This is a genomic window from Pseudomonas sp. TE24901 (assembly GCF_054058375.1).
In genome coordinates this window covers 16930-42811 of the sequence record NZ_JBSSAF010000018.1, presented here as the reverse complement: position 1 = coordinate 42811, position 25882 = coordinate 16930, and the positions used below count along the sequence as shown (strand labels likewise).

Sequence of the window (25882 nt, the reverse complement as noted above, 5' to 3'; positions counted from 1 at the left end):
GCGTCCAAAAATGCGCGATCATTGCTGGGTTTTGAATTTAGTCCACACGCGCATCCGTGCACGCATGTCCGCCTGGGGAATGTCCTTGCCGGCGATCAACCGCTCGAACGTGGCCGCGTCCGGGTAGATGTCGGGGTTGTCGCGCATGCTGGCTTCCACTTCCGGCCGGGCCTTGGCGTTGGCCGTGGGGTAACCGGTGAAATTGGTGATGGCGGCCATGTTTTCCGGGCGCATCACGAAGTTGATAAACGCGTAGGCGTATTCCGGGTGCTTGGCATCGACGGGAATGGCCATGGTGTCCATCCACACCGTCGTGCCTTCGCGGGGGATGTGATAACCAAAGGTCACCGGCTTGCCGGCCGCATCGGCGGCGCGCTGGGCCTGGGTCATGTCGCCGCTGTAGCCCAGGGACAGGCACAGGTTGCCGTTGACCAGATCGGTCACCGGTTGCGACTGGAACTTGCGGATGTACGGGCGCAGCTTGAGCAACACGTCGCTGGCCGCGGCCAGGTCTTCACGCTTGGCACTGCGCGGGTCGCGGCCCAGGTAGTTGAGCACCACGGCCAACACCTCGTCCGGCGAGTCGATCAGCGAGATGCCGCAATCGGCAAATTTGGCCGCCAGCTCAGGTTTGAACAGCAGGTCCAGGCTGTTGACCGGCGCATTTGGCAAGCGCTGCTCGATCTGCCGCGTATTGTAGGTCAAGCCAATGGTGCCCCAGGTGTAGGGCACCGTGGCCTTGTTCGAATTGACGTAATGGGTGCGCAGCTTTTGTAAGCCCGGTTCGATATCACCCAGCGCGGTGAGCTTGGCAGGGTCCAGCGACTGAAGGCTGCCGGCCCGCATCAGGCGCTCGGCCACGGTGTCACCCGGGAAGATCAGGTCATAGCCGCTGCCGCCCGCCATCAGCTTGGCTTCCAGGGTTTCGCTGCCATCCATTACGTCGTAGATCACCTGGATACCGGTCTCGGCCGTGAACTTGGCCAAGGTGTCGGCGGCAAAATAGTCGGCCCAGTTGTAGAGCCTCAGGGTTTTGTCGTCGGCCAAGGCGCAGGCACTCGTGAGCATCAGTACGCAACTCAATAGACGTTTCATGATGGGCGCCCATCCAAGGTGAGTAGGCCGCTGTACATTTCCGGGCGGCGGTCGCGGAAGATGCCCCAGGTCAGGCGGTCTTCGCGCATGGCGGACAAGTCCAGGCGATGCACCCGCACGCCGGTAGTGTCGCGGTCGGCTTCGGCCAACAACTTGCCCTTGTGGTTGCAGATGAACGAGGAACCGTAGAAGTCCATTTGCAGGGAAGGATCGGTGCTCGCCACTTCACGCCCGACGCGGTTGGCCGCCACCACCGGCAACAGGTTCGCTGCCGCGTGGCCGCGCATGGTCATCTGCCAATGGTCGCGGGAATCGAGGGTCGCGCAGCCCGGCTCCGAACCGATGGCCGTGGGAAACAGCAGCACCTCGGCACCCTGCAAGGCCAGGCAACGCGCGGTTTCGGGAAACCACTGGTCCCAGCAGATCCCCACGCCCAGGCGCCCGAAAGCGGTATCCCACACGCGAAAGCCGGTATCGCCGGGGCTGAAATATTCCTTCTCCTGATAGCCGATGGCATTCGGGATATGGGTCTTGCGGTACACGCCGAGCAAGCGCCCGTCGGCATCGGCCACGCTCAGGGAATTGAAGAACGCATTGCCAGCTTGTTCGAACCAGCTCAACGGCAGCACCACGCCCAGTTCCTTGGCCAACGCAGCGAAGCGTTTGAGCACGCCGCTGTGCTGGTACTCTTCGGCCAATGCCAGATGCTTGTGATGCTGTTCGATACAGAAATACGGCGTGGCGAACAGCTCCTGCAACAGGATCACCTGGGCGCCCTGCGCCGCCGCCTCTCGCACCAACTGCTCGGCACGGTCGAGGTTGCCCGGCAAGTCCCAGGTGCAAGGCATCTGGGTCGTCGCAATCGTCAGCAGGCTCATGGCTGCACCCACGCAGGTTGTTGTTGGGTGATGCAGTGCACGCCACCGCCGCCATGGGCCAGGTGGTTGATCTGCACCGGCACGATTTCGCGCCCCGGGAACGCCCCGGCCAGGACCTCGGCCGCCACCTGATCGGCGGCAATGCCATAGGCCGGCATGATGATTGCGCCGTTGGCGATGTAGAAGTTGGTATAGGACGCGCAGAACACTTCGGCCTCGGTGTCGACCGCGTCGGTGGCTTCATACAAGTCGATCAGCTCGAAACGCCGGCCATGGGCATCGGTGGCGAGTTGCAGGGCGCGGCGGTTTTCCCGCACCACTTCGGCGTAGACAGAGCCCTGATCATGGGTCGCATCGACCAGCAACACCCCGGGACGGGCGAAGGCGCAGACACCGTCGACATGGCCGTCGGTCATGTCGCCCGTGACGTAGTCCGGATCGCCGGGCAGCCAAATGGTCTTCTTGATGCCCAGCAGCCGCGCGAAGATGTCTTCCATCTCGGCCTTGGTCACGCCGGGGTTGCGATTGGGGTTGAGCAGCACCGATTCGGTGGTGATCAACGTGCCCTCGCCGTCCACGTGGATCGCCCCGCCTTCATTGCTCAGCGGCGTACCGAAGCACTCCAGCCCCAGGTGATTGAGCACCCGGCGCGCCAGGCTTTCGTCCAGGTCATGGGCCGACTTACCGCCCCAGGCATTGAAGCGCCAGCTCACCCCGGCCGTACCCAGTTGCGGGTGGCAGACAAAGCTCGGGCCGGAGTCGCGGCACCAGCTGTCGTTGACGGCCTGCTCGATCAGTTCGATGCCAGGACCGCACAGGGCCTTGGCGCCCGCGACTGCGGACGGATCGACCAGCATCTTCACCGGTTCGAAGCGGGCGATCGCATTGGCGACCCGCGCAAAATCCTGCTGCACCTGCACCAGGGTCACGCCCCAGGTGGTTTCCCACAGGGCGCGGTTATGTGGCCACACCATCCAGGTCGCCGCGTGCCGAGCCCACTCCGCAGGCATCCACCAACCATTGCTTTGCATTGCATTCTGCTGCATGACAAGTACCCTTCAGTTAAGTCATTGTGTTCAGTGAAAACTGCCCACGGAGTCTTGGAGTACATGCTATGGCGGGCTGCAAAGCCGGACAAACGATGGATTTTGTAGAAAACTGATTAGAGGAACTTATCAGCATGCTCAACCACTGGCCGCCCCTCGGCACCCTGCGCGGCTTTGAAGCCGCGGCCCGGCTAGGCAGTTTCCACAAGGCTGCCGAAGAACTGCACCTGACCCAATCGGCGATCAGCCAGCAGATCCGCAGCCTGGAGGCGTACCTGGAACAGCCGCTGTTTTTCCGCAGCGGGCGCAGCGTGAGCCTGACCGACGCCGGCCATGACTTCCTCAGCACCACCCAGGCCCTGCTGCAGCAACTGGCGGTGGGCGTGCGGCGCCTGGGCCAGTACCGCAAACCCAACCAACTGGTGCTCAACACCACGCCCACCTTTGCGCGTCACTGGCTGTTGCCACGGCTTGCGGATTTTCGCCGGCAACACCCGGAAGTCGACCTGTGGATCTTCAGCACCGACGAAGTGCCCGACATGGCCAGCCAGACCATCGACCTGGCGGTGCGCGACGACATCAGCTCCCAGGCCGAATGCAGCTTCAAGGTGCTGCATGCCGATCGCTTGTTTCCCGCCTGTCACCCGCGTGTACTGGAACAGCCCCGGGAGCAACGCACCACCCTGCACGGCGAGCGCGAAATGGATTGGAGCCACTGGGCGGTGGAAGCCGGAGTTGATGTGGGCCAACAAGACCAGGGGCTGAATTTCTCCGACCCTGGCCTGTTGCTGGACGCCGTATGTACCGGGCTAGGCATTGGCTTGGTCAGCCAGTTGCTGTGCCGCCAAGCGCAGCAAGACGGCCTGCTCGTGCCCTTAGTGGAGGCAACAATCCGTGGGCCGAGCTGGGCGCTGCTGACCCATCGCGACAGCGAACACGACCCGCTGGCACGCAGTTTCACGGCGTGGCTGCTGGCCAACCTGATCAACTAGCTCACAGGTGCAGCGCCACGCCCACGCCAGCGTCGGCGCGTGGTACCTGCACGCGTAGTGCGATCAACAAGGCAGCCAACAGCATCAGTACCCCCGCCCCCAGAAACACCCCGCTTATGCCACTGAGACTGAACATCGCGCCCCCACCGGCCGCTCCTGCCGCGATGGCCGACTGCACCGAAGCCACGACCATGCCACCGGCACTTTCAGCTTGATCCGGCACGGCGCGGGCTACCCAGTTCGACCACGCCACGGGCACTGCGCCAAAAGCCATGCCCCACAGCATCAGCAGCGCTGCCTGCCCTGGCAGGGACGCAGGCAACACCACCAGGGCGAGCGCCGCGACGCCCACCGCCACCGGCATCAACACCAGGGTGCCACGCGGAAAACGCACCAGCATCCAACCGGCCAACAGCGTGCCAACAAAGTTGGCTGCACCGAACCCCAGCAGCATCAGGGCAAGCCCTTCGGTGCCCACACCCGTGGTGCTTTCCAGGAATGGCCGGATGTAGGTGAACAGCGCAAAGTGCCCGGTGTGTACCAGCACGCAACCAAACATGCCGATGGCAATACCCGGGCGCAGCAACACCTCCAGTACCGTGCGCAGACGTGCGGCCCTCGTGGGCGCCAGGCGTGGCAGCGTGAACAGCTGGAACGCCAGCGTCACGCCACCGACGGCGGCGGCGGCAACGAACGCACTGCGCCAGCCATACAGCCCCCCGAGGTAGCTGCCCAGCGGCACGGCGACCACCGTGCCCACCGCAATACCACTGAAGATGATCGACAGCGCACGGGGCAGCAGTACCGCCGGCACCAAGCGCATGGCCACCGCGGCCGCCATGCTCCAGAAACCACCCAGGGCGATGCCCAGCAAGATGCGCATCAGCAGCAACACCGCCAGGCTTGAAGAGAACGCCACCAACAGGTTTGAGGCAATCATCAACACGGAGAAGCCCAGCAGCACCACGCGCCGGTCGATGCCCCGCGTGAGGCCGGGCACCAGCAGCCCGGCAAACAGTGCCACCACTGCCGTTACGGTCACGGCCTGGCCAGCCAGCGCCTCGGACACGCCCAGGTCCATCGCCATTGGCGTCAACAAGCTGGCCGGCAGGTACTCCGCCGTCAACAGCCCGAACACCCCCATGGCCAGGGAAAACACCGCCATCCAGGCAGGCGCATCGGGCTCCACCTGGGCAGCGTTAGCGGCTTGAGCGACACAATCATTCATCACACGACATCCTCGGGAAATTAGCGCGACGGCCAGTCTAGGTTCGCCCGTTAGGATGATCTATGATGCAGACCCTTGAGTTTTTGACCGAAACCCCGAACATGAGCGCAGCGGCCCCTTTCAATCTGTCTTCCGACCTGATCGACGAACTGCTGCGCGGCATGCGCCTGAGCGGGGTGCAGTACCGGCGCATCCAGGCCGGACCGAGCTTCGGCATGGGCTTTGAGGCCAAACCCGGACACGCCTACTTCCACTTCCTGGCAGCGGGAACGGCCACCCTGCGCACCGACGACGGCAGCCTGTTTGAGTTGTCGGCGGGCAATGCCGTGTTCATCTCCCACGGCGGCGCCCATGCGCTGTCCTCCGACGCAAACGCGCCTGTGCAAGACATTGGCGGCTTTGGCGCGACCCCGCTGGGCGAGACCGTGTGTGCCGTGGATGCATCTCCCGATAGGCCCCCCAACACCTTGCTGTTCAGCGCCTGCATGGCGTTCGAACTTGGCAGCCTCCAGGGGCTCGGCAGCCTGATGCCAGCCTTGATGCTGATCGATGCCCAGGGCCAGCGTTACCCCGGCCTGATGCCGATCCTGGCGGTGATGGAACGTGAAGTATCCGCTGCCCGCATGGGCTACTCCGGCATCCTCGCGCGCCTGGCCGATGTGGTTGCCGCCATGATCGTGCGAGGCTGGGTGGAATGCGCCTGCGGTAATGCGTCCGGGTTAGTGGCGGCGCTGCGCGACACGCGATTGGCCGGTGCCCTGCTCGCGCTGCATCAACAACCGGGTCGCGATTGGCGCGTGGACGAATTGGCTGCGCACTGTCACACCTCGCGCTCGGTGTTCGCCGAGCGCTTCCAGGCCACCCTGGGCATCCCGCCCCTGCGTTATGTGACAGAGTTGCGCATGCGCCTGGCGAGCCAATGGCTGACCCTGGAGCGTTTGCCTATCGAAGAAGTGGCGCTGCGGCTGGGTTATACCTCCCAGGCAGCTTTCAGCCGTGCGTTCAAGCGCATTACCGGCCAACCACCAGGGGCCAGCCGTCAGCACAGCAGGCGCTCGACATGAACGACCGCCTCGACGACATCCTCGCCGACCACCTGGACGTGCTGTTCTGCGGCATCAACCCCGGTAAAGGCTCCGCCGCCCTGGGCCTGCACTTTGCCAATCGCAGCAACCGCTTCTGGCGCACCTTGCACCTGGCCGGTTTCACGCCCCATGAACTCCGCCCGCAGGATGGCCCCATGTTGTTGCACCATGGCTGCGGCCTGACCACCGTGGTGGAGCGCCCCACGGCAAGCGCGGGCGAGTTGGCGCGGCATGAATTCAAGGATGCAGCAGCGGCGTTCGAACAGAAGATCCGCCGTAGCGCACCCCGCTTCGTGGCGTTCCTGGGCAAGGCCGGCTACAGCGCGCTGTCGGGCCAGCGCGACATCGCCTGGGGCTTGCAGCCACAGGCTTTCGGCGGCGCAGCGGTGTGGGTGCTGCCCAACCCCAGCGGGCGCAACCTGGCGTTCAATCTGGAGCAGTTGGTGGAGGCTTATCAAGCCCTGCACGCGGCCATTGCGCACGCCGATCCTGAGCCCTTACTCTCTTGAGCCCGTCACCGTAAGCAATGGAGGCTTTATGAAACTGATCGGCATGCTGGACTCGCCTTACGTACGCCGCGTGGCCATTTCCCTGGAGCTGTATGGCGTGGAATTTGTGCATGAACCGCTGTCGGTGTTTCGCACCTTCAATGAGTTCGCCCAGATCAACCCGGTGGTCAAGGCCCCGACCCTGGTGCTGGACGACGGCACGGTGTTGATGGATTCCAGCCTGATCCTCGACTACCTGGAAACCCTCGCCCCTGCTGACAAAAAGCTGCTACCCCAGGCGCCCGCCGCCCGCGCTCGTGACTTGCAACGGTTGGGCCTGGCCCTGGCGGCGTGCGAGAAAAGCGTGCAGATCGTCTATGAACACAACCTGCGCCCGGCCGAGAAACAGCATGCACCGTGGCTGGACCGGGTCAGCAGCCAATTGCTGGCGGCCTACTCGCTGCTGGAAAAACAGCTGCCTGACAGCGAGGCGCTAACCCAGGCGTCGATTACGGCCGCCGTCGCCTGGTCGTTCAGCCAGTTCACCGTGGCGTCGGTGGTCAGGGCCGATGCGTTTCCCAACCTGAAGCGTCATGCTGAGCGGCTGGAGGAGCACCCGGCGTTTAGGAAATACCCAATCGAATAATCACCCCCAAACTGTAGGAGCTGGCTTGCCCCGCGCTAGGAGGCGACGCCACCCCAACCTGAGCACCTCGGCCTTTCTGAAAGACCGAGGTGCCCCGGCGCGGGGCAAGCCCGCTCACTACAGAGGCAAGCTGCCTATACCCAGCCGCCGTCCACGATGAAGTTCTGCGCCGAGCACATTGCCGACGCGTCAGAGGCGAGGAACAGCGCCATGTTGGCGATGTGCTCCGGCAGCACACTGCCGGGCAGGCACTGGCTGCGGCTGATCAGTTCCTTGGCGGCATCGTCGACCCACATCGCCAGCTGCTTGTCCGTCATCACCCAACCCGGCACCAGCGTGTTCACACGGATCTGGCTCGGCCCCAGTTCCCGGGCCAGCGCGCGGGTCATGCCGTGGGCGGCAGCCTTGCTGGCGGCGTACACCGGGTAACCGGCCGAAGCCATCATCCACCCCACCGACCCCAGGTTGATGATTGACCCACCGCCTGCACTTTTCATCATCGGCACCACCGCCTTGGCGGCGAAGAACGCGTGCTTGAGGTTGACGGCGATGAGTTTGTCGAAGGTCTGCGAATCGACTTCTTCCAGGGTATGGCGCACGTCATTGGCTGCGTTGTTGATCAACACGGTGATGGGGCCCAGGGACTGCTCGAAGCGTCCGATCGCTGCCTTGTAGGCGATTTCATGTGTGATGTCGCCATGCACGAATTCCACCGTGTGCCCCTGGGCACTCAACAGTGCCGCCAGGCGCTCGCCCTGGCTTTGAGCACGGTCGACAAAGCCCACCTTGGCGCCCTGCGCGGCGAAAGCCCGCACCATGAACTCGCCAATGCCAGAGGCGCCCCCGGAAATCAGTACGGCCTTGCCTTTGAGGTCGGGGTAACTGGCCTGCTGCGTACTCATAAAATGCTGCCTCGCTTAATTAGTCTTATTTTATTTTGCAAAAACGGCTCTAAAGGCTATAAATTCGCTGTCGTATCGACAAAATATCGCACATTAGTAGAACTATTCCACTCAAAACAACAAAAGGAAGTTCGATCATGAAGCACCCTCGATACCTGCTGTCGGGCCTCGCCATGTCCCTGCTGATCGCCAGCGGCGGCGCCCAGGCTGGCGGGCTCACCAGCGAGCACAAACCCTTCGGTAAAACCAATGACGGCACCGCCGTCGAACAGTACGTGTTGCGTAACAGCCATGGCATGCAAGCCACGGTGATCACCTACGGCGGCGTGCTGCAGTCGCTCAAGGTGCCGGACAAGCACGGCAAGGTCGAAGACGTGGTGCTCGGCTTCGACGACGTTCAAGGCTACCAAAGCGGTACCGCGTTTTTTGGCGCGACCATCGGCCGCTTCGGCAACCGCCTGGCCGGGGGAGCCTTTGAACTCGACGGCAAGCGCTACCAGGTGCCGCTCAACGATGGTCCCAACTCGCTGCATGGCGGCGCCCAGGGCTTTGACAAGCACGTGTGGAAGGCCGCGCCGGTCAAGGGTAAGGACTCGGTGGGCGTCACCCTCACCTACCTGTCCAAGGACGGTGAAATGGGCTTCCCCGGCAACTTGAAGACCGAGGTCACCTACAGCCTCAATGACAACAACGAACTGCACATCGACTACAAGGCCAGCACCGACAAACCCACGGTGCTGAACCTCACCAACCACAGCTACTTCAACCTTGCCGGTGCGGGCAACGGCGACATCCTCAAGCAGGTTGCCACCTTGCATGCCAGCCATTACACGCCGGTGAACGCCACCTTGATCCCCACGGGCGAACTGGCACCCGTCACTGGCACGCCGATGGACTTCCTCAAACCTACGCCTATCGGCCAGCACATCAAGGACGATCACCCGCAGCTGAAATTCGCCGAGCCTAAGCAGGGTGGATTCGACTTCAACTGGGCGCTGGACACCCAAGGCGACGTGAAGCAACTGGCGGCCGAGGTGCATGACCCTGAGTCCGGGCGGCGCCTGCAGCTGTTCACCACCGAGCCAGGCGTGCAGTTCTATACCAGTAACTTCCTTGATGGGACGGTGAAGGGCAAAGCGGGCAAGACGTATCAGCACTGGAGTGGGTTTACGCTGGAGACGCAGCACTTTCCGGATGCGCCGAATCAGCCGACATTTGCCTCGACCCGTTTGAACCCGGGCCAGACCTACACCCAGCACACCATTCTCAGATTCACCGCGGACTAAAACTGTGGGAGCGGGCTTGCTCGCGAATACGGAGTGTCAGGCCCTAATGAGTTGACTGATACACCGTCTTCGCGAGCAAGCCCGCTCCCACATTTTGGTCTTCACGTGGCTGGAAATCAGCGTTGTTTCATACGGTCGATGACCACCGCCAGCAGCAGGATCGAGCCACGAATCACGTACTGGTAGAAGGTGTCGATGTTCTTCAGGTTCATCGCATTTTCAATGATCGCCAGGATCAGCACCCCGGCAATCACGTGCCGGATCATCCCCACTCCGCCGCTCAACGACACCCCGCCCAGCACGCACGCCGAGATCACCGTCAGCTCGAAGCCTTGGCCAATCATCGGCTGGCCAGAGGTCATGCGCGACGCCAGGATCACCCCGGCCAGCGCGCCAATCACCCCATGCACGGCAAAGATCAGGATCTTGGTGCGGTCCACATTCACGCCCGCCAGCAGCGCCGCTTCCGGGTTGCCGCCAATGGCCATGGTGTTGCGCCCGTAGGTGGTGTAGTTGAGCAACCAGCCGAAAAACAGGAAGCACAGGACCGTGATCAGGATCGGCACAGGCACGCCCATCAGTTGGCCGTTACCGAAGATAAAAAACTGATCCTGGGATACGCCCACCGCCTTGCCGTTAGCAAAAATGTACGCGAGGCCGCGCACGATCTGCATGGTCGCCAGCGTCGTGATCAGCGCATTGACCCGCAGCTTGGCGATGACGATGCCGTTGATCAGCCCCACCATCAGGCCCATCAGCAACGCGGCGCCAATCCCGAGCAGGACGCTGTCGGTGTCGCGCATCACAATCGCCGCGACCACGCCGGCGCAGGCAATCACCGAACCGACCGACAAATCGAAATGCCCGGATGCCAGGCAGAACAGCATGGTGCAGGCCGCAATGCCCACGGTCGAAATCGCCAGGCCCAGCCCGCGCATGTTCAACGGCGAGAGGAAGTTGTCGATGAGCAAGGCGCACAGCAAAAAGAGGCTCACGGCGGCCAGCAGCATCGCCCAGTTGTCGAGCAATGCACGCAGGTCCAGGGGCTTGCGCGCCGTGGGCAGCACGTTGTGTTGAGTGGTCATAGCGCTCTCTCAGTGGGCCAGGCTGCGTGGCAGGGCCAGTTGCAGCAAGTTGGATTCAGTGGCGTGCTCGCGGGTGTGTTCGCCGCGCATCGCGCCTTCGCACAGCACCAGGATACGGTCGGAGATGCCCATCACTTCCATCAGGTCGCTGGACACCACGATCACCGCAATGCCCTGGGCCGCAAGGTTATGGATGATCTGGTAGATCTCGGCCTTGGCGCCGATATCAATGCCGCGGGTGGGCTCGTCCAGCAGCAGGACTTTCATCGGCATGGACAGCCAGCGGCCGAGAATCGCCTTCTGCTGGTTGCCGCCAGACAGGTACATGATCTTCTGCGCCGCGCTGGGAGTCTTGACCTTCATCGCCTGGATCTGTCGGTCAGCGTTGCCCTTTTCCCAGCCGTCACGCAGCAGCCAGCCGAAGGCGGAATGGGCGCTACGGGCACTGAGGTTGATGTTCTCGGCCACGCTCGACAGCGGGATGATGCCTTCCTTCTTGCGGTCTTCCGGGCACAGCAGCACACCCGCAGCGATGGCATCACGGGGTGACTGCAAGTGCAGCGGTTTACCACACAGCTCCAGTGTCCCGGCGCTCGCGCGTTCCAGGCCGCTGAGCAATCGAAACAGCTCGGTGCGCCCTGCCCCGACCAAACCGAACAACCCGAGAATCTCGCCCTTGCGCACCTCAAAGCTGACGGGCTCACTCAGGCCGGGGCCCAACAGGCCATCAACCTTGAGTGCGACTTCGCCGTGCTGACGTGGGCGGTAGTCATAGATGTCCTGGATGTCGCGACCGACCATGCACGTCACCAGTTGGTCGTGGGTGAGCGCGGCCATGTCATCGAAGGTACGCACGTAACGACCGTCCTTGAACACGGTGACCGCATTGCAGATGCGGAACACCTCTTCCATGCGGTGGGACACGTACAACACCACTTTGCCCTCGTCCCGCAGGCGCGTGATGATCGCCATCAAGCGGTCGATCTCCCGCGCCGACAGGCTGCTGGTGGGTTCATCAAAGGCAATCACATGGGCACCACGGGACAACGCCTTGGCGATTTCCACCAGTTGGCGCTGGCCCAGGGACAGGCGCCCGATCTTTTCAGCCGGGTCGATTTCATCCGCCAGGCCCTTGAGGCAAGCGAGGGCTTGCTGACGCAGCCGCCCTCGATTGACCACGCCAAAACGCGATGGCAAATGCCCGAGGAACAGGTTCTCGGCAACAGTCATTTCCGGCACCAGGTGCAGTTCCTGGTGAATCACCGCCACGCCGCTGGCAATGCTGTCGGCAGCGCTCTTGAAGGCCATGACGTGCTCGCCAATCTGCAACGTGCCAGTGCTGGGAATGTAGGCGCCGCCGAGGATTTTCAGCAGCGTCGACTTACCCGCGCCGTTCTCGCCCATCAAGGCGTGTACCTGCCCGGGCTGGGCGCTGAAACTGATTCCGTCCAGCGCCTTGACCCCGGGGAAGGTCTTGCCGATGCCGTCAAACCGCAAGGCGGCCGCTGTCATTGCCACAGCCCGATCTTGGTCAGCTCTTCCTTGAAGTTGGCGCGGGTGATCAGCGTCACTTCATCCATCGCCGTGTACTTGGCCGGCTCAGTGCCTTTGGTGACCCACTCGTACATCATCAGCGCGGTGTTGTAGCCCTCGATGTGCGGGCTAGGCAGCATCGAACCGAAGAAGCCGCTGTCAGCCTTTTTCAATTCGCCGATGGCGTCGGTGCCATTGATGCCGATGCCGATCACGTTGGCCGCCTTGAAGCCGGCGCTTTCAGTGGCGCGTACGCCGCCCAGCACAGTGTTGTCGTTCATGCCGCCGATGATCAGGTTTTTCGCGGTACCCGGCAGTTTCACCAAGGCCGAGTTGGTGGCGTCCATGCTGCCCGGAACGTCGAGGGTCTTGGCGGCGGTGAACAGGATGTGGTCCTTGGGAATACCCGCCTCTTCCAGGGATTTGACCGAGCCGTCGGTGCGCTTCTTGCCGGTGTCGAGTTCGTTGAAGGTGTTGATCACCGCGTAGGTCTCTTTCCAGTCCCAGCCGCGTTTCTTCGCTTCAGCCGCCATCGCCGCGCCTTGCTTCTGGCCGACTTCAAAAGCGGCCATGCCCAAGTAAGGCACGTCCTCCATGAAGTTGCCCTTGGCATCGACAAAACGGTCATCCACCGCAATCACTTTCAGGCCGTTGGCCTTGGCCTTGGCGACAATCGCCGGGCCGAGTGACACGTCAGGCGGGCAAATCACAAACCCCTTGGCGCCGTTGGCGGCCAGGCTGTCGATGGCCGACAGGGTTTTCTCGCCATCGGGCACGGCGATCTTGATCACGGTGAAGCCATGTTCCTTGCCGGCTTTTTCAGCGAAGGCCCATTCGGTCTGGAACCATGGCTCTTCCGCCTGCTTGACCAGGAACCCGATCTTGACTTCTTCTGCGGCCAGCAACAGCCCGCTCAAGCTCATGGCCGAGACCGCCACAGCGGCGCAAGCCAGGGAACGCAAACCACGACGACGATTCATACGGGTGACTCCTTGTTGTTGTTTTTAAATGGGCACTTATCCAGCGAAGCGAGTGCAGGGTTTTCCAGGTACATCCACTTCAATCGCCAGCACGGCACCGTCCAAAGGATGATCCAAAGGGCTCGCGGCACTGGTGATGTAGAGGGTGGTGAGGTTCGGCCCACCAAAAACGCAGCTGGTGGGGCGGCTGACGGGCAGCTCGATAATGCGGTCCACGCTGCCATCCGGTGCTATGCGTAGCAGGCAACTGCCATCCCAGCGGGCATTCCAGATATAGCCTTCGATGTCCATCGCCGAGCCGTCGGGGCCACCGCGCTCGTGTGGGCCGAACCAGATTTGGGCGGGCGCGAGTTGACCATCCGCTTGAATGCCATGTCGGTACAACGTGCCATCCATGCTGTCGCCAAACAGCACCTGGCTGCCGTCTTCATGCCACAGCAAGGTATTGGGAATGCCCAGGCCACTGAGCAACGGCGTGACCTGTGCATCGGCATCGATGCGAAACAGGCCACCTGATCGCCGGGTGATCGGCAGGTCTTCGCCGCGTTCGCCAATGTTGTTCTGCATGGTGCCCAACCACAGGCGGCCCCTGGCATCGCAGCGTGCTTCATTGCCACGGTTGCCGGGTTGCGGGTCGGCCACGCACAACAGTGTCAGGGCTTCAGTGGCCAGGTCGAGGCGATACACGCCGCTGCTCAAGGTCACCAACGCATCGCCGCTTTCACACGGGATGAAAGCCGAGACATGCTCGGGCAACTGCCAAACCTGCAACTGCCCCTCCATCAGGCGCAGCGCTTGTTTGCCGGCGATATTCACCCAATACAACGCTTGGGTCGGCCCATCCCAGAACGGACCTTCGCCCAATTGCGCCCGGTGCGGGGTAACGGCGATACACGACATGTTGCCTCCTGGATTGTTGTTGTTCTCAGGTGTGCGTTACAGCGGGTCGCGTGATGGCGTGCCATCCACCAGCCGCTGGATACGCAACGGGTTGGCGTTTTTCAACGCGTCGGGCAGCAGGCTATCAGGGTAATTCTGGAAGCACACTGGGCGCAGGAAACGGTCGATCGCCAAGGTGCCGACCGAGGTGCCACGGGCATCCGACGTGGCCGGGTACGGCCCGCCGTGCACCATCGCATCGCAGACCTCCACACCGGTCGGGTAACCGTTGAGCAGGATGCGCCCGACCTTCTGTTCCAGCAGCGGCGTGAGTTCGGCGAACTGCTGCAGGTCGGCGGGCTCGCCAATGAGTGTGGCGGTGAGTTGACCGTGCAGGCCGTGCAAGGCGGCGCTGAGCTGGGCCTGGTCGGCCACCTCGACGAACACCGTGGTGGGGCCGAAGACTTCTTCCTGCAGCACCTCATCGCCATCGATCAGCAGGCGCGCATCGGCCTTGAACAACTGCGGTTGTGCTTGGTTGCCGGCCTGTTGACTGCCCGCCAGGTGCTGGATGCCAGGATGGGCCAAGAGTTTTTCCAAGCCCTTACCGTAGCTGCCCAAGGTGCCTGCGTTGAGCATGGTTTGTGGCGGTTGGTCGCCGATCATCTGTGCCACTTGTTGGGTGAACGCGCTGAACTCAGGCGATGCAATCCCGATCACCAGGCCCGGGTTGGTGCAGAACTGCCCGCAACCCTGGACCACCGAGGCGGTCAGGTCCCGTGCGATGGTGTCGGCTCGCGCAGTCAACGCCTGGGGCAGCACGATCACCGGGTTGATGCTCGACATCTCGGCAAACACCGGAATCGGCTGCGGGCGCGCCGCTGCCATGTCGCACAACGCACGGCCGCCCTTGAGCGAGCCGGTAAAGCCCACGGCCTGGATGGCCGAGTGCTTGACCAGCGCTTCACCGACGCCACCACCGAAGATCATGTTGAACACACCGGCCGGCATCCCGGTGGTTTGGGCTGCTTGAATGATCGCGTCAGCGACACGCTCGGCCGTCGCCATATGCCCGCTGTGGGCCTTGAACACCACCGGGCAACCTGCCGCCAATGCCGCAGCGGTGTCGCCGCCCGCCGTGGAGAACGCCAGGGGGAAGTTACTCGCGCCGAACACAGCGACCGGGCCGAGGCCGATGCGGTATTGGCGCAAATCCGGGCGCGGCAACGGCTGGCGATCCGGCAGTGCTTTGTCGATGCGAGCGCCGTAAAAATCGCCACGACGCAGTACGGTCGCAAACAGGCGCATCTGGCCACTGGTACGCCCGCGCTCGCCTTTGATACGCGCAGCCGGCAGTGCAGTCTCGCGGCAGACCAGCTCGATAAAGTCATCACCCAGCGCGTCCAGCTCATCCGCGATTGCATCGAGGAACTGCGCACGGCGTGCTGCACTCAACCCGCGATAGGCAGGGTATGCCGCGGCCGCGGCCTCGGCGGCGGCGTCAACTTCTTGCGTGGTCGCCTGGAAAAAAACCTGGGACAACGCCTCGCCGGTCGTGGCATCGACGCTGTTGAGGGTGACGCTGCCGTTGGCGCTGCGTTGACCGCCGATGTAGTTGTGGCCGAGGAACTGAGTCATGTGGATCTCCGTTAAAGGGTGACGACGTTGCCGGGTTCAAAGGCGGTTTCGGCGCTGCCGACGCGGTTGATCAGCGGCGCGCCGAACTCGCCTTGGCTGATCTCGAACACGTCACCCGGCTGGGTCCGTATACCGTCGGCGAATGACAGGGTGGCGGTGCCGAAGAAATGAATGTGCACATCACCCGGCGTGAGGAACTGGCGGTATTTGAAGTGGTGGTACTCGAGGTTCTCCAGGCTGTGGCACATATTGGCTTCACCGCTGAGGAACTCGTTCCGCCAGATTTCCTCGCCGTTGCGCAGGATGCGACTGGTGCCCGCCAGGTGCTCGGGCAACTCGCCCACGCGCAACTCGGGGCCATAGCTGCAACTGCGCAGCTTGGAATGGGCCAGGTACAGGTAGTTCTTGCGCTCCATCACGTGGTCGGAAAACTCGTTGCCCACGGCAAAGCCGACGCGATAGGGCTTGCTGTCCGGGCCGATGACGTAGAGGCCGCCGATCTCCGGTTCTTCACCGGCATCCTCGGCAAACGGCGGCACCGGGAACGCGGCACCGGGGCGCACGACGATGCTGCCGTCGCCTTTGTAGAACCACTCGGGTTGCACGCCCGCCTGACCGGCTGCCGGTTTACCGCCCTCCACGCCCCACTTGAAGATGCGCATGGTGTCGGTCAACGCCGTGTCGTCACCGGCCTGGTGCATTTTGTCGCGAGCAGCGGCGCTGCCCAGGTGGGTCAGGCCGGTGCCGCTGATCAGCATGTGGGCCGGGTCCGGGTGGTCCAGGGGCGGCAGGATTTTCAAGTCCGCCAGCAAGGTGGCGTAGTCATGACTGTCACCCAGGCCCAGGCTGTCGACCTGTTGCGCCAGGCCCACGCCGGCTTCGATGGCGGCCAGCGCCAATTCGCGCACGCTGCGCGCAGCCTGGACTTCACGCACCTGAGTGCCTTGAACCACGCCGACGCGGCGCTCACCGTTGCGAGACTCGAACTGAACTAAACGCATGCCATTTCTCCTGGATTAAGTACGTGTGGCGCCACGGGCGCTGGCGGCGAATTGGTCCACGGGCAGCACGTGCTTGCGTTCCAGCAGGCGGTACACCACGCCGGTCAGCAACAAGCCGAACACCATCACCGCAGACAAGAAGTACAAACCCGACGCCAGGTTGCCGGTGTATTCCTTGAGCGCACCGATCACGAACGGGCCGATATAGCCGCCGAGGTTGCCCACCGAGTTGATCAAGGCAATGCCCGCCGCCGCACTGGCACCGGCAAAAAACCGCCCCGGCAAGGTCCAGAACACCGCCGTGCAGGAAAACAGCGCGAACGCCGCCAGGCACAGCGCGGCCATTTGCAGCACCGGCACATTGAGCCAGGCACTGCAGAACAGGCCGATGGCGCCCAGCACATAGAGCACGGCGAGGTGGCCGTAGCGGTCATTCAAACGGTCGGAACTGCGCGGGATGATCAGCAGGCCGATAATCCCGAAGAGATAAGGCACGGCAGAGATAAAACCGGTGACCAGATCAGTGCCGCCGAACTGCTTGATCAGCGTCGGCAACCACAGGCCGAGACCGTAGATGCTCAGGGTCACCGGCAAGTAGAACAGCGCCAGCAGCAGAACACGCTTGTCTTTGAGGGCATGCAGCGGGTTGCCGTGGCGGGTCTGGCCGTAGGCTTGCAGGTCTTTGGCCAGCTCACCGGTGAGCCAGGCTTTTTCGTCCTCGCTCATCCAGTTGACCTGCCTGGGGCCGTCCGGCAGGTAGCGCAGTACCGGCCAGGTCAGCAGGATCGCCGGGGTGCCGATTACGATAAACAACCACTGCCAACCGTGCAGGCCAAGCATGCCGTCCATGCCCAACAAGCCACCGGAGACCGGCCCGGTGATCATCATCGCAATCGGCTGGGACAGGATGAACAACCCCAGGATCTTGCCGCGATGGCGCACCGGAAACCATTGGGTGATGTAGTAGAGAACCCCCGGAAAGAACCCCGCCTCCGCCGCGCCGAGCAAAAAGCGCATCACGTAGAAGCTGTGCGGCCCCTGCACGAACGCCATGCCGATGGTGATCGCGCCCCAGGTAATCATGATGCGTGCAAACCAGCGGCGGGCGCCGAAGCGGTCGAGCATCAGGTTGCTGGGGATCTCGAACAGGAAGTAGCCAATGAAGAACAACCCGGCACCCAAGCCGTACGCCGCATCACCGATGCCGACGTCGGCGCCCATGTGCAACTTGGCAAAGCCCACGGCAGAGCGGTCCACGTAGGCGATCAGGTACAGCAGGATCAGGAAGGGAATCAGTTTCAGCGTGATGCGCCGAATAAGCCGCAGTTCCTGGCTCATGGGGTCGATCTCCGATTGTTGTTTTTATAGAAGCTCGGGACACGCCTCTCGCGAAAAATCGCCAGGGCAATGCCTCAGTTGAGACGGACTATATAGTATGACTATTTGCAAAACAACACTTCCAAAGCTTCGATTTTGCGCTTATGTTTAGACGCAGATAGAACATATAGTCATACAATAAGAGAATCGATCATGCCCGATAAAAAGCCTGGCCTACGCTCCGCCCAGTGGTTTGGTACCGCCGACAAGAACGGCTTCATGTACCGCAGCTGGATGAAGAACCAGGGCATTGCCGACCACCAGTTCCACGGCAAGCCGATCATCGGCATCTGCAACACCTGGTCGGAACTGACGCCGTGCAACGCGCATTTCCGCCAGATCGCCGACCACGTCAAACGCGGCGTGATCGAAGCCGGTGGCTTCCCCGTGGAATTCCCGGTGTTCTCCAATGGCGAATCCAACCTGCGCCCCACCGCCATGCTCACGCGCAACCTGGCGAGCATGGACGTGGAGGAAGCGATTCGCGGCAACCCGATTGATGGTGTGGTGCTGCTGACCGGCTGCGACAAGACCACCCCGGCCTTGTTGATGGGCGCGGCCAGCTGCGACGTGCCGGCCATCGTGGTCACCGGTGGGCCGATGCTCAACGGCAAGCACAAAGGCCAGGACATCGGCTCGGGCACGGTGGTGTGGCAACTGAGTGAACAGGTCAAGGCCGGTACCATCACCTTGGACGACTTCCTCGCCGCCGAGGGTGGCATGTCACGTTCGGCGGGTACCTGCAACACCATGGGCACCGCGTCGACCATGGCCTGCATGGCCGAAGCACTGGGCACGTCCCTGCCCCACAACGCGGCGATTCCGGCGGTGGATGCACGGCGTTATGTGCTGGCGCATATGTCGGGCATGCGTGCAGTGGAAATGGTGCGTGAAGACTTGAAGCTGTCGAAGATCCTCACCAAGGAAGCGTTTGAAAACGCGATCCGCGTGAATGCGGCCATCGGCGGTTCGACCAACGCGGTCATCCACTTGAAAGCCATTGCCGGGCGTATCGGTGTGGAACTGGACCTGGATGACTGGACGCGCATGGGCCGTGGCATGCCGACCATCGTCGATCTACAGCCGTCGGGGCGCTTCTTGATGGAAGAGTTCTATTACGCCGGTGGCCTGCCAGCGGTATTGCGGCGTCTCGGTGAAGCCAACCTGATCCCCCATCCGAATGCCTTGACCGTCAACGGCAAATCCCTGGGTGAGAACACCCAGGATTCGCCGATTTATGGCCAGGATGAAGTGATCCGCACCCTCGACAACCCGATCCGCGCGGATGGCGGCATCTGTGTGTTGCGCGGCAACCTCGCGCCACTGGGCGCCGTGCTCAAGCCTTCGGCGGCAAGCCCGGAACTGATGCAGCACCGTGGCCGTGCGGTGGTGTTCGAGAACTTCGACATGTACAAGGCGCGCATCAACGACCCGGAGCTGGACGTGGACGCCAACTCGATCCTGGTCATGAAGAACTGCGGGCCCAAGGGTTACCCGGGCATGGCCGAAGTCGGCAACATGGGCTTGCCGGCCAAACTGCTGGCTCAGGGCGTGACCGACATGGTGCGCATCTCCGACGCGCGCATGAGCGGCACGGCGTACGGCACGGTGGTGTTGCATGTGGCGCCGGAAGCCGCTGCCGGAGGGCCGCTGGCCACGGTCAAGGAAGGTGACTGGATCGAACTGGACTGCGCCAACGGCCGCCTGCACCTGGACATCCCCGACGCAGAGCTGGCGGCGCGCATGGCCGACCTGGCGCCGCCGCAGAAACTCATCGTTGGTGGCTATCGCCAGCTGTACATCGACCATGTGCTGCAGGCCGACCAAGGCTGCGACTTTGACTTTCTGGTGGGGTGCCGCGGGGCGGAAGTCCCAAGGCATTCCCACTAATTGGGATGCTATGATGCGGCGAATTCAAGCCAGAGCCTCCCTGTAGTCATGGATCACCAGCCGTCCAAGCCGCGCAAGAGCCAGCATGCCCAGATCGTTCAGGACTTGGGCATGCACATCGTTTCCGGTCGCTTCAAGCCGGAAGAAAGACTGCCCATGGAGGCCACGCTCTGCGAGGAGTACAAGGTCAGCCGCTCGGTGTTGCGTGAAGCCACGCGGGTGCTCAGTGCCAAGGGCCTGGTGTATTCCAAGCCACGGGTGGGCGCGGTGGTGCGGCCACGGTTGAAATGGCACTTGCTCGACCCGGACGTGTTGTCCTGGTTGATGCAGTCCACGCCCCACAGCGAGTTCTTCAATACCCTGGCCGGTGTACGCCGCATCCTCGAACCGGAGATCGCCGCCATGGCCGCGACCACCGCCACCGATGAAGACATCGCCACCATCGAAAAAGCCTACCTGGGCATGGAAACCGCCAAGACCCACGAGGACCTGTTGCAGGCCGACCTGGACTTCCACCGCGCCATCGCCGACGCCACCCGCAACGACCTGTTGGCCTATATGTGCAACATGCTGTCGCTGCCGTTGCGCGAGTCGATCAACATCACCAACCGCCGCCCCGACATCCAGGGCCTGAGCCTGCCTCGGCACAAGGCAATCCTCACCGCGATCCAGAACCGTGATGCCTTGGGCGCTCGGCATGCCTCGCTGGTGCAGTTGGATGACACGCGGGTGGCGCTGGATACGGTGATGAATGTGCTGACGCCGCTTTAGGCTGCGGGCGACTCCTGTAGGAGCCGGCTTGCCGGCGATAGCGGTGGCTCAGACGACTCATTCGTCACTGAAACGCTGGGCTGGGAATGGGCCTCGTCAGCCATTTGCTCAGCCGCCAAGCGCAAGCCGATGAGTTGCTGGTGCTCGTGGTCGACGCGACGATTCGCGGGCCTAACTGGGCCTTGTTGACCCACCGTGACAGCGAGCACCTCGCCGTGGTGTTTTGCGGCATCAACCCCGGCAAGGGCTCCGCCGCCCTGGGTCTGCACCTTGCTAATCGCAGCATCGCTTCTGGCGCACCTTGCACCGTGCCGGCTTCACGCCCCATGAACTACGCCCGGAGGATGGCGCCACACTGCTGCACTACAGGTGTGGCCTGACCACCGTGGTGGAACGCCTCACGGTGAGCGCGGGCGAGTTGGCGCGTCGATATGGGTGCTGCCCAACCCCAGCGGGCGCAACCTGCGCGTTCAACCTGGAGCAGTTGGTGAGTGCTTATCGTGCTTTGTATGAGGCGTATGGCGTGCCGGGATAGTCAATTGCGATGAGACCTGGAGAAGCGACCAATGCTAAAATGCCATCATTCAATCACCAACGGAATGGCGCAGAACACAGATGGACCTTTCCTTCTACCTCAAGTACCCCGAATCAGCCAAACGCATCGCAGCCCAACTCGAACCGCTAAACCGCAGGTTCCAATGGGTCAAACACTGTCCAGATCTGTCCCACTACAATCCAGAATTATTCGACACGCTTATTCACGATCAAGTCGTTGACTACTACCGCCAGAATCCTCAAAGCGTGGCCCCTGACGGGACAGAGACACTCCCACTGATCTATCTCGATGAAGAGACCCGTACCGGTCAGTTGATCAAGAACACACGGGAGAAGTTCGGCGATATCATCGCGATCTTCGCTCTTATCTTTCTGGCCCCAACCCCTCGCCAGCTCATCGGTAAAGCATCGATGATTCATGATCTTTTGCAGGACGAAAACTTCGCCTACGAAAAATCCATGGCTCAGCAAATTGCCGGGCATGCGGCCGGCATTCAAGCGTTTACCGAAGGCTCGGACAACAAAACAGCCAGCGAAAGACTCTTGGACCTCTCCATTCGCGCCGACACCATCACAAGGCAGATGGAAGAACTGGACGCACTCAGCAAAGAGACAAAAGCCCGCACCCACATGCTGGACGACACCCAGAAAACCAAGGCCATCAAAGCCAGAAGGCTGATGGTCAACCGCCTGAGAAAATTCAATACCACGCTGAAAACCCTCAAGGCCGACGCTTCCAGCTCAATTAAAACCGCCGAGCAACACCTGGCTAATGCCAAAGAGCTGTACACCAGCCAGGTCGATCTGTCCAAATCGGTGGAGTACTGGAGAAAGCGAGCCGCCGATCACAAGCAGAGCAAGGCCTCCAGCCTCAAGATGGTCATCGGCTCAATGGTGCTGACCGTGGCTATCGTCTTTGGCTACTACGCCATGGGCGGCATCGCCAACATGGCTCGGGACACTGGCCCGCACAACGTGGCAAGCGCCCCAGCACAACCCGCAACACCGACCACAGCCGCCGTCGACAAGGCCCTGGCTGACGCAGCCAAAACCGAACCCACCACCAAGACCATCATCGTTGATACCGCAAGTGCAGGCGGCCTGGAACTGGCCAAGACCCTTACCAACCTGGTGGGTGCGGCTTTGTTGCTGGCTCTGTGCAGCGTTTTGATCCGCCTGGCGTTACGCCAATACAACACCCACTCCCATTGCGCGCTGGACGCTAATGAACGAGTGATCTTCATCGAGACCTACCTGTCCCTGATGCTGGATGAAAAGCTGACCGCTGACGCAGACCGCAAAATCATCCTCGAAAGTATCTTCAGGGCCACCCAGCCGGCGACCGGCACTGACATTCCGTTCGCCACACCCGTGGACACCCTCATTCGTTTGCTCGACAAGAAGTAACCCGGCCTGCGGCTGCCTGCTTCCGCAGGCAGCCTTACAAACGAACCTTTACCCCCAAACCTGCGTCCGAGCTAAGGCACTGTTGCCAACCGCCGCGAGGTTCCCGTTTGAAAGCCGCCATCCTCAAGAAGTACCGCCTGATCATCAAGACCATGGGCTACGTGGGCTGGGCCCTGTTCTGGCTGTTGTTGTGGGACATCGCCGTGACGGTGGATTTCATGCTGTTCCTCAACGCCAAGATCAACCTGCCGTTGATGCCGTTGACCCTGCTGGGCTCGGCGCTGGTGGTGCTGATCAGTTTTCGCAACAGCAGCGCCTACAACCGTTGGTGGGAGGCACGCACGCTGTGGGGGGCGATGGTCAACAACTCGCGCAGCTTCGCACGCCAGGTGCTGACCCTGCTGGACGACCCCGGCAGCGAGGCCAACCCGGTCAAGGCCAGCCTGCTGCGCCGCCATGTGGCCTATGTGAACTGCCTGGCCGCCCACCTCAAGGGCCAGCCGTGCCCTGACGAAGTGCGTGCGTTTATTCCGCCAGAGGAGTTCGCCCGCAGCGGCGCGACCAACAACTTTGCCAACGACATCCTCACCGGCTCTGCCGCCTTGCTCGCCAAGGAATACAAGGCCGGCCACTTGGACAGCATCCGCCTGGCGCGGCTGGAGTCGACACTGGTGGACTTGTCCAATGCCCAGGGCGGCATGGAGCGCATCGCCAACACGCCGCTGCCCTACCCCTACGTGTACTTTCCGCGCCTGTTCATTTCGTTGTTCTGCCTGATCGTGCCGGTGGGCCTGGTGGAATCCCTGGGCTGGTTCACCCCGCTGGCCTCCACGGTGGTGGGCTTCATGTTGCTGGCCATTGAGCGCATCGGCACCGACCTGCAAAGCCCGTTTCATTCCAGCGAACACCAGATCCAGATGGAAACCATCTGCGAAACCATCGAGAAAAACCTGCAGTCGATGCAGCGTGATGCGCTGGGCGGCGAGCGTATCGTTTAAACCCGCCTTACGGCCTAAAGTGCGTACTCCCGCAGTCGATATAAAGGGGTACGCATGGGCCCTATCCCCTCAAAACAACACATGCGACGCTCGACGCTACTGTTTTCTCCTTGCCAAAATTATAAATACCCGCGGGTGAAGTCATGAATATCAAGCAAAAGCTGACCTGGGCGTTTGCCGCCATCGCGTGCGTCCCGGTTATTTTGGTCGCTGTGTTGGTTGTGCTGAACCTGCGCGAGGGGGCCCTGGCCAATTTCCTCGACAGCAGCGGCCGCGAGATCCGCCAGATCGACAATGGCATGAAGCAGTTCTTCGACGGCATCAGCCAGAACGTCGACTACGTGGCCAAGGACCCGCGCGTTGTCGCGGCCAAGGACCTCAAGAGCTACGCCGGCGCCGACGCCGCGCAAATCCCCCTCACCCCGACCAACAAGGCGCTGCTGGAGATTTTCGACCAGTTCGCCAAGAGCCACCCCAGCACTGCCTACCTGTCCCTGGGCTTGAAGGACGGCGGCTACGCCAGTTGGCCCGACGACACCAAGCTGAACAACTACGACCCGCGCGTACGCCCCTGGTACCAGGCGGCTATCGCCGCGCCGGGCAAGACCGTGCGCACCGGCGCCTATTATTGGGCGCCGGACGACGTGACGCTGATCGGCACCGTGCACACCGTGGCCGATGCCAGCGGTACTGTCCTCGGCGTGGTCGGCCTGGACGTGTCGCTCAAGCAACTGACTGAGCTGGTGCGCAACATCAAGCTCGGCGACAGCGGCTACCTGATGCTGGTCGAAGCCAACGGCAACGTGCTGGTGGACCCCAGCGATGCCAAGCACAACTTCAAGCCCCTGGCCGACCTCGGCGCCAATTATGCCGAGCTGGCCAAACGCGGCGACGGTGTGACCCAGATCGACATCAACGGCGTGACCTACATGGCCAACGTGGTCAGCTCCAAAGACCTGGGCTGGCGCTTTATCGGCCTGATCAAGCGCGATGAAGTCATGGCCCAGGCGGCGAGCCTCACCTGGTTGATCGCCGCCATCGCGGCGGTGCTGGCGGTGATCTTTGCGATTGTCGGCGCCAGTTTTGCCCGGGTGATCGTGCGCCCGATCCGCGGCGTCGCCGACGGCCTGCAAGAAATCGCCGAAGGTGAAGGTGACCTGACGCGCCAGCTCAAGGTCGAGGGCAAGGACGAAACCGCCAGCCTGGCGGGCTGGTTCAACCAGTTCCTGAGCATGATCGCCCAGTTGGTGCAGCGCATCGGCAACGCGTCCTCCGACCTGCAGACCGCCGCCGCCGACACCCGCGAAGTGGCGCACAACATGAACCAGGCGGCCGGGCGCCAGCGTGAAGCCGTGGAACTGGTGAGCACCGCGTTCAATGAAATGGTCGCCACCGCCAACGAAGTGGCCCGCTCCTGCAGCGCTGCCGCGTCGAGTGCCGACGAAGGCTACCGCGACGTGCATGACGGCCAGCAGCACATCGGCGAGGCCACCGGCAGCGTGCTCAAGCTGAGTGAAGACTTGCAGCGTTCGACCCAGACCATGCAGCAGCTGGAGCAGGACAGCAAAAACATCAACACCATCCTCGACACCATCCGCTCGATTGCCGAACAGACCAACCTGCTGGCGCTCAACGCGGCCATCGAGGCAGCCCGCGCTGGTGACCAGGGCCGTGGTTTTGCGGTGGTGGCCGACGAAGTGCGTGCCCTCGCCCGCCGCACCGCCGACTCCACCGGCGAGATCGACAGCCTGCTGGGTAACCTCGCCCGCCGCACCCAGGAAGTCACCCAGCAGATGCAGGGCAGCCTGTTGGTGTCCCACACCAGCGTGGAACGCATCCAACAGGCCCGCGACAGTTTCGACAAGATCCGCGGGTCGGTGGATTCGATCCGCGACCAGAACACCCAGATCGCCACCGCCGCCGAAGAGCAGCACCAGGTGGCCGAGGAGATCAACCGGCACATCGCGCAGATTCACGCCGATGCGCAGTTGGTCGAAGGCTTTGCCCATTCGGCGCAGACCGGTTCCGGGCGGTTGACGGATATTTCCGGTCAGCTCAAGGGGTTGGTGGGCCGCTTCAAGTTCTGACCTGGCGGGCGGTGGCGACCTTGCGGACGCCACCG

General features: G+C 62.4%; 21 protein-coding genes and 4 pseudogenes. 13 read left to right on the top strand and 12 right to left on the bottom strand.

Annotated elements, in window-relative coordinates; genetic code table 11:
* Window positions 1-18: 18 nt before the first annotated feature.
* Genes ACVWVP_RS27490 through ACVWVP_RS27480 form a run of 3 tightly spaced genes read right to left on the bottom strand, consistent with a single transcriptional unit; the run spans window position 19 to window position 3019 of the window.
* Window positions 19-1095, bottom strand: coding sequence for an extracellular solute-binding protein (locus ACVWVP_RS27490; RefSeq protein WP_457409131.1), 1077 nt, complete (start codon window positions 1093-1095; stop codon window positions 19-21).
* Window positions 1092-1973, bottom strand: a complete 882-nt coding sequence (aguB, locus tag ACVWVP_RS27485) for an N-carbamoylputrescine amidase (RefSeq protein ID WP_457409129.1) — start codon at window positions 1971-1973, stop codon at window positions 1092-1094. The genes ACVWVP_RS27490 and aguB overlap by 4 nt, the downstream gene beginning before the upstream one ends.
* On the bottom strand, window positions 1970-3019 hold the full coding sequence (locus ACVWVP_RS27480; protein WP_457409127.1) for an agmatine deiminase family protein: 1050 nt from the start codon (window positions 3017-3019) through the stop codon (window positions 1970-1972). Before ACVWVP_RS27480 ends, aguB begins: the two co-directional genes overlap by 4 nt.
* 134 nt (window positions 3020-3153) lie before the next feature.
* Between ACVWVP_RS27480 and ACVWVP_RS27475 the strand changes: the two genes are divergently transcribed.
* Complete coding sequence (locus ACVWVP_RS27475) at window positions 3154-4011, top strand: LysR substrate-binding domain-containing protein (RefSeq protein ID WP_457409125.1); 858 nt, start codon at window positions 3154-3156, stop codon at window positions 4009-4011.
* Window position 4012: 1 nt separating this feature from the next.
* Here ACVWVP_RS27475 and ACVWVP_RS27470 read toward each other — a convergent pair whose 3' ends face one another.
* On the bottom strand, window positions 4013-5239 hold the full coding sequence (locus ACVWVP_RS27470) for an MFS transporter (RefSeq protein WP_457409124.1): 1227 nt from the start codon (window positions 5237-5239) through the stop codon (window positions 4013-4015).
* Between the two features lie 65 nt (window positions 5240-5304).
* Between ACVWVP_RS27470 and ACVWVP_RS27465 the strand changes: the two genes are divergently transcribed.
* From ACVWVP_RS27465 to ACVWVP_RS27455, 3 genes are read left to right on the top strand one after another with little or no spacing between them, the layout of a single operon-like run.
* Entirely contained in the window at window positions 5305-6303 is a 999-nt protein-coding gene (locus ACVWVP_RS27465; protein ID WP_457409219.1) for an AraC family transcriptional regulator, read from the top strand.
* Window positions 6300-6833 (top strand): G/U mismatch-specific DNA glycosylase, encoded by a 534-nt coding sequence (gene mug / locus ACVWVP_RS27460; RefSeq protein ID WP_457409122.1) that lies wholly within the window; start codon window positions 6300-6302, stop codon window positions 6831-6833. Before ACVWVP_RS27465 ends, mug begins: the two co-directional genes overlap by 4 nt.
* A gap of 28 nt (window positions 6834-6861) precedes the next feature.
* Window positions 6862-7458 (top strand): glutathione S-transferase family protein, encoded by a 597-nt coding sequence (locus ACVWVP_RS27455; RefSeq protein ID WP_457409119.1) that lies wholly within the window; start codon window positions 6862-6864, stop codon window positions 7456-7458.
* 134 nt (window positions 7459-7592) lie between these two features.
* On the opposite strand, the gene ACVWVP_RS27450 is transcribed toward ACVWVP_RS27455, so the two are convergent.
* On the bottom strand, window positions 7593-8360 hold the full coding sequence (locus ACVWVP_RS27450; RefSeq protein WP_457409117.1) for an SDR family NAD(P)-dependent oxidoreductase: 768 nt from the start codon (window positions 8358-8360) through the stop codon (window positions 7593-7595).
* A gap of 137 nt (window positions 8361-8497) precedes the next feature.
* On the opposite strand from ACVWVP_RS27450, the gene ACVWVP_RS27445 reads away from it, so the two are divergent.
* Complete coding sequence (locus tag ACVWVP_RS27445; protein WP_457409115.1) at window positions 8498-9646, top strand: aldose epimerase family protein; 1149 nt, start codon at window positions 8498-8500, stop codon at window positions 9644-9646.
* Between the two features lie 116 nt (window positions 9647-9762).
* Here ACVWVP_RS27445 and araH read toward each other — a convergent pair whose 3' ends face one another.
* The 7 genes from araH to ACVWVP_RS27410 are packed head-to-tail and all read right to left on the bottom strand — an operon-like array spanning window position 9763 to window position 18100.
* On the bottom strand, window positions 9763-10731 hold the full coding sequence (araH, locus tag ACVWVP_RS27440) for an L-arabinose ABC transporter permease AraH (RefSeq protein ID WP_178919658.1): 969 nt from the start codon (window positions 10729-10731) through the stop codon (window positions 9763-9765).
* 9 nt (window positions 10732-10740) lie between these two features.
* On the bottom strand, window positions 10741-12243 hold the full coding sequence (araG, locus tag ACVWVP_RS27435; protein ID WP_457409217.1) for an L-arabinose ABC transporter ATP-binding protein AraG: 1503 nt from the start codon (window positions 12241-12243) through the stop codon (window positions 10741-10743).
* The gene (locus ACVWVP_RS27430) at window positions 12240-13244 is read right to left on the bottom strand and encodes a substrate-binding domain-containing protein (protein WP_178919657.1); all 1005 of its coding nucleotides are present in this window, start codon (window positions 13242-13244) and stop codon (window positions 12240-12242) included. The genes araG and ACVWVP_RS27430 overlap by 4 nt, the downstream gene beginning before the upstream one ends.
* A gap of 36 nt (window positions 13245-13280) precedes the next feature.
* A complete protein-coding gene (locus tag ACVWVP_RS27425; RefSeq protein ID WP_178919656.1) occupies window positions 13281-14144 on the bottom strand; it encodes an SMP-30/gluconolactonase/LRE family protein in 864 nt (287 codons plus the stop codon).
* Between the two features lie 36 nt (window positions 14145-14180).
* Window positions 14181-15761: an aldehyde dehydrogenase (NADP(+)) gene (locus ACVWVP_RS27420; protein ID WP_457409112.1), complete on the bottom strand. Its 1581-nt coding sequence runs from the start codon at window positions 15759-15761 to the stop codon at window positions 14181-14183.
* Between the two features lie 11 nt (window positions 15762-15772).
* A complete protein-coding gene (araD1, locus tag ACVWVP_RS27415) occupies window positions 15773-16762 on the bottom strand; it encodes an AraD1 family protein (RefSeq protein ID WP_457409109.1) in 990 nt (329 codons plus the stop codon).
* Between the two features lie 15 nt (window positions 16763-16777).
* On the bottom strand, window positions 16778-18100 hold the full coding sequence (locus tag ACVWVP_RS27410) for an MFS transporter (RefSeq protein WP_178919653.1): 1323 nt from the start codon (window positions 18098-18100) through the stop codon (window positions 16778-16780).
* A gap of 192 nt (window positions 18101-18292) precedes the next feature.
* On the opposite strand from ACVWVP_RS27410, the gene ACVWVP_RS27405 reads away from it, so the two are divergent.
* From ACVWVP_RS27405 to ACVWVP_RS27370, 8 genes and pseudogenes are all read left to right on the top strand, one after another.
* A complete protein-coding gene (locus ACVWVP_RS27405) occupies window positions 18293-20029 on the top strand; it encodes an IlvD/Edd family dehydratase (RefSeq protein WP_178919652.1) in 1737 nt (578 codons plus the stop codon).
* 48 nt (window positions 20030-20077) lie between these two features.
* On the top strand, window positions 20078-20800 hold the full coding sequence (locus tag ACVWVP_RS27400; RefSeq protein WP_178919651.1) for a FadR/GntR family transcriptional regulator: 723 nt from the start codon (window positions 20078-20080) through the stop codon (window positions 20798-20800).
* Between the two features lie 74 nt (window positions 20801-20874).
* Window positions 20875-21009 (top strand): annotated as a pseudogene (locus ACVWVP_RS27395) (LysR family transcriptional regulator); the annotation flags it as partial.
* Window positions 20983-21335: pseudogene (locus tag ACVWVP_RS27390) on the top strand (uracil-DNA glycosylase family protein). The pseudogenes ACVWVP_RS27395 and ACVWVP_RS27390, both read left to right, overlap by 27 nt.
* 80 nt (window positions 21336-21415) lie before the next feature.
* Window positions 21416-22762, top strand: coding sequence for a hypothetical protein (locus ACVWVP_RS27385; RefSeq protein WP_457409106.1), 1347 nt, complete (start codon window positions 21416-21418; stop codon window positions 22760-22762).
* A 107-nt stretch (window positions 22763-22869) separates the two neighbouring features.
* On the top strand, window positions 22870-23760 hold the full coding sequence (locus ACVWVP_RS27380) for a bestrophin family protein (RefSeq protein ID WP_178919649.1): 891 nt from the start codon (window positions 22870-22872) through the stop codon (window positions 23758-23760).
* Between the two features lie 143 nt (window positions 23761-23903).
* Window positions 23904-24983: pseudogene (locus ACVWVP_RS27375) on the top strand (HAMP domain-containing protein); the annotation flags it as partial.
* A 321-nt stretch (window positions 24984-25304) separates the two neighbouring features.
* Window positions 25305-25847, top strand: a pseudogene (locus tag ACVWVP_RS27370) (methyl-accepting chemotaxis protein); the annotation flags it as partial.
* Window positions 25848-25882: the final 35 nt, after the last annotated feature.